Origin of the sequence: Pseudomonas sp. K5002, assembly GCF_013386655.1 — a bacterium.
GTDB lineage: Bacteria > Pseudomonadota > Gammaproteobacteria > Pseudomonadales > Pseudomonadaceae > Aquipseudomonas.
The window spans coordinates 1-2,833 of record NZ_JACARK010000719.1; the positions used below are offsets into that span (position 1 = coordinate 1).

General features: G+C 61.9%; 4 protein-coding genes. 2 read left to right on the top strand and 2 right to left on the bottom strand.

Annotated elements, in window-relative coordinates:
- Positions 1 to 661: permease (locus HX846_RS27035; RefSeq protein ID WP_178966454.1), on the bottom strand; the 661-nt coding region annotated here is incomplete at its 3' end.
- Between the two features lie 113 nt (positions 662 to 774).
- On the bottom strand, positions 775 to 1,476 hold the full coding sequence (locus tag HX846_RS27040; RefSeq protein WP_102604857.1) for a histidine phosphatase family protein: 702 nt from the start codon (positions 1,474 to 1,476) through the stop codon (positions 775 to 777).
- 217 nt (positions 1,477 to 1,693) lie between these two features.
- Here HX846_RS27040 and HX846_RS27045 point away from each other — a divergent pair, with 217 nt between their 5' ends.
- The gene (locus HX846_RS27045; RefSeq protein WP_178966455.1) at positions 1,694 to 2,392 is read left to right on the top strand and encodes a glutathione S-transferase N-terminal domain-containing protein; all 699 of its coding nucleotides are present in this window, start codon (positions 1,694 to 1,696) and stop codon (positions 2,390 to 2,392) included.
- Positions 2,393 to 2,400: 8 nt separating this feature from the next.
- Positions 2,401 to 2,833 (top strand): PhzF family phenazine biosynthesis protein (locus HX846_RS27050; RefSeq protein WP_178966456.1); only part of this gene is annotated, 433 nt, incomplete at its 3' end.

Genomic DNA, 2,833 nt, shown 5'->3' on the forward strand with positions numbered 1-2,833 from the left:
GGAACGGTTCGGTTTCGGCATGGCTGGCCTGGGCCACGGCGTCGAGCGCGGCTTCCGGTACCTGCTCCGGCCGCGCGATGCGTTGCGCCACCAGCGAAACACCCACCACCAGCACGATCCCGGCCACCAACCGCAGCGCGGTAAAGCCCCAGCCCAGCACAAAGCCCATGAACACCAGTGTCGCCGGGTTCAGCACCGGGTTGGCAATCCAGAACGCCAGCGCCGCGCCGACCGAGACTTTCTGCCGACGCATACCGGCCGCCACCGGAGCGGCGCAGCAACTGCACATCATCCCCGGCAGGGCGAACAGCCCGCCACGCAGGGTAGATCCCAGCCCGGCACGGCCAAACAGGCGCAGCAGCCAGTCCCGTGGGATCAGCACCTGCAGCAATGAGCCGAGAATGACCGCCAATACGGCAGCTTTCCAGATCGCCAGGAAATACACCTGGGCATAGGCCAGCGCGGCGGCCAGTGGCGCGCTTTGCTGGTCGTTGAGAATCGAGGCGCCGATGCTGTGGTTGTCTGCCGCGATAAACGCCTTGGCGTAGTAGGGCGACCATTTCACGTAGTAGAGGCCGACGCAGGCCACCAGCAGGAACAGCGCTGGTTTCCACCAGAAGGACCAGCCCCGGGCAGGCTGGGTGGAGGAGAGGTTGGACATGTAGATGATCCGCAGGTGAGTCAATAGCGCAACATCATACGCTGTACAAGGCCGCCTCCGAAGCACTGTGGCGAGGGNNTGTGGCGAGGGAGCTTGCTGTGGCGAGGGGGCGGTCAGATATCGGCGCTGACTTGCGTTGCGTCCGGGCAAGTCTGCTGGCCATTATCCAGGCCTTGCTTGTAGTTGCGGCTGAGCAGCGAGGCCTTGCCGTTGTGCCAGGTCAGGGTCAACACATACAAGCTATCGAAATCGCTGCCGGACCAATCGTCGGTAATCACATGTTTTTCACCGACGGCCTCGCTTGCCACCTTGTTGATCAAGTCCGGCAGATACCCATGGGACCAGGCAGTGTAGATGACGGCGTTGTGGTATTTGTCTTCCACCAGTTCGTCAGCGAGGGCGCTGGTGTCATTGGCCGAGAACTTTATGTTGACCGGCAACCCGAGCTTGATCGCGCTGGGGCTGATGGTCATCAACGGGCGGATGTAGCTGTAGGAGTTGTCTTTCTCGCCTTCCTCGACATTGCGGGTCGGGTTGGGTGCGAACACGTAGTTGGCGTTGCCGAATTTTTCCGGCAGCACGGTGGCCAGGTTCATCGCACGGTTAAGCCCCTGGCAGTTGAGTTGGCCGAGGCCCCCGGCAGGTTTCTCGCCATGGCGCAGGAACACCAGGGTTTGCACGCCGTCGACCGGCTGGGCGCGGCTGACCCGCGATTCCAGGCTAAGGCCGACCGCGGCGCTCACCAGCAATACCGGCAGCAGGATGTAGGAGTAGCGTTTGAAGCGTTTCGCAAGGCACAGAGGCTTGATGGTCATGATGGTTCTAAGTCTCGGTGCAGGGATTCAGGGCAAGCAAGCCCAGCCATCGGGCGCTCTTTAAGAGTCCCCCAAGGCAGTTTGGTTCGTTTCGCGGGGGAGATGGGGCGGCATCCTTGCCGTGTGCAGGAGATTAACCCGCAGATGTTGCTGAATTAAGACGGATGCACGATAGGCACTGAACCACTACTCTCCTACTTTTATCAGGAGTCCCATGATGAACTCACTTTCAGACTTCCCCATCTCCGCCAAATGGCCGGCCCGGCATCCCGAGCGTCTGCAGCTGTATTCGTTGCCCACGCCCAACGGGGTCAAGGTGTCGATCATGCTCGAGGAAATCGGCCTGCCCTACGAGGCGCACAAGGTCAGTTTCGAGACCCAGGACCAGCTTTCCAGCGAGTTCCTGTCGCTGAACCCCAACAACAAGATTCCGGCGATCATCGACCCCAATGGCCCGAGCGGCCAGGCGCTGGGGCTGTTCGAGTCGGGCGCGATCCTGATCTACCTCGCCGAGAAGAGCGGTGAATTGCTTCCCGAAGACCCGGCGATGCGTTACGAGACGATCCAGTGGCTGATGTTCCAGATGGCCGGTATCGGACCGATGTTCGGCCAGGTGGGGTTCTTCAACAAATTCGCCGGCGCGGCCTATGAAGACAAGCGCCCGCGCGATCGCTACGTCGCCGAGTCGCGCCGCTTGCTGGAGGTGCTGGAAAAGCGCCTGTTGGGCCGCACCTGGATCATGGGTGACGAGTACAGCATCGCCGATATCGCCACCTTCCCGTGGGTTCGCAACCTGATCGGCTTCTATGAGTCCGGCGACCTGGTGGGTATTACCGACTTCCCGAACGTACTGCGGGCCCTGGACGGGTTTGTCGCCCGGCCGGCGGTGATCCGTGGCTTGAACATCCCAGCATAAGGACCGGCATGGCTTCTTTCGACTTCAAACAACTGGACGTTTTCAGCAGCGTGGCCGTCAAGGGCAACCCGTTGGCCGTGGTGCTGGGCGCCGACAGCCTGAGCGACCAGCAGATGGCGGATTTCGCCAACTGGACCAACCTCAGCGAAACCACCTTCCTGCTCAAGCCCCGTGATCCACGAGCGGACTACCGCGTAAGGATCTTCACGACCCTCAAGGAGTTGCCGTTTGCCGGCCATCCGACCCTGGGCAGTTGCCATGCCTGGTTGCTGGCCGGTGGCCAACCCGCTGGGGAGGAGATCATCCAGGAGTGTGAGATCGGCCTGGTGCGCATCCGCCGCCAGGGCGATGAACTGGCGTTTATCGCGCCACCGTTGCTGCGTTCCGGCCCGCTGGAAGCTGAATTGGTCGAGCGCGTGCGTCGGGCCCTGGACCTTGAGC

Bases quoted from the DNA above. Each gene is read 5' to 3' on its own strand.
- HX846_RS27040 (WP_102604857.1), bottom strand. From the start codon at position 1,476: ATGACCATCAAGCCTCTGTGCCTTGCGAAACGCTTCAAACGCTACTCC.
- HX846_RS27045 (WP_178966455.1), top strand. From the start codon at position 1,694: ATGAACTCACTTTCAGACTTCCCCATCTCCGCCAAATGGCCGGCCCGG.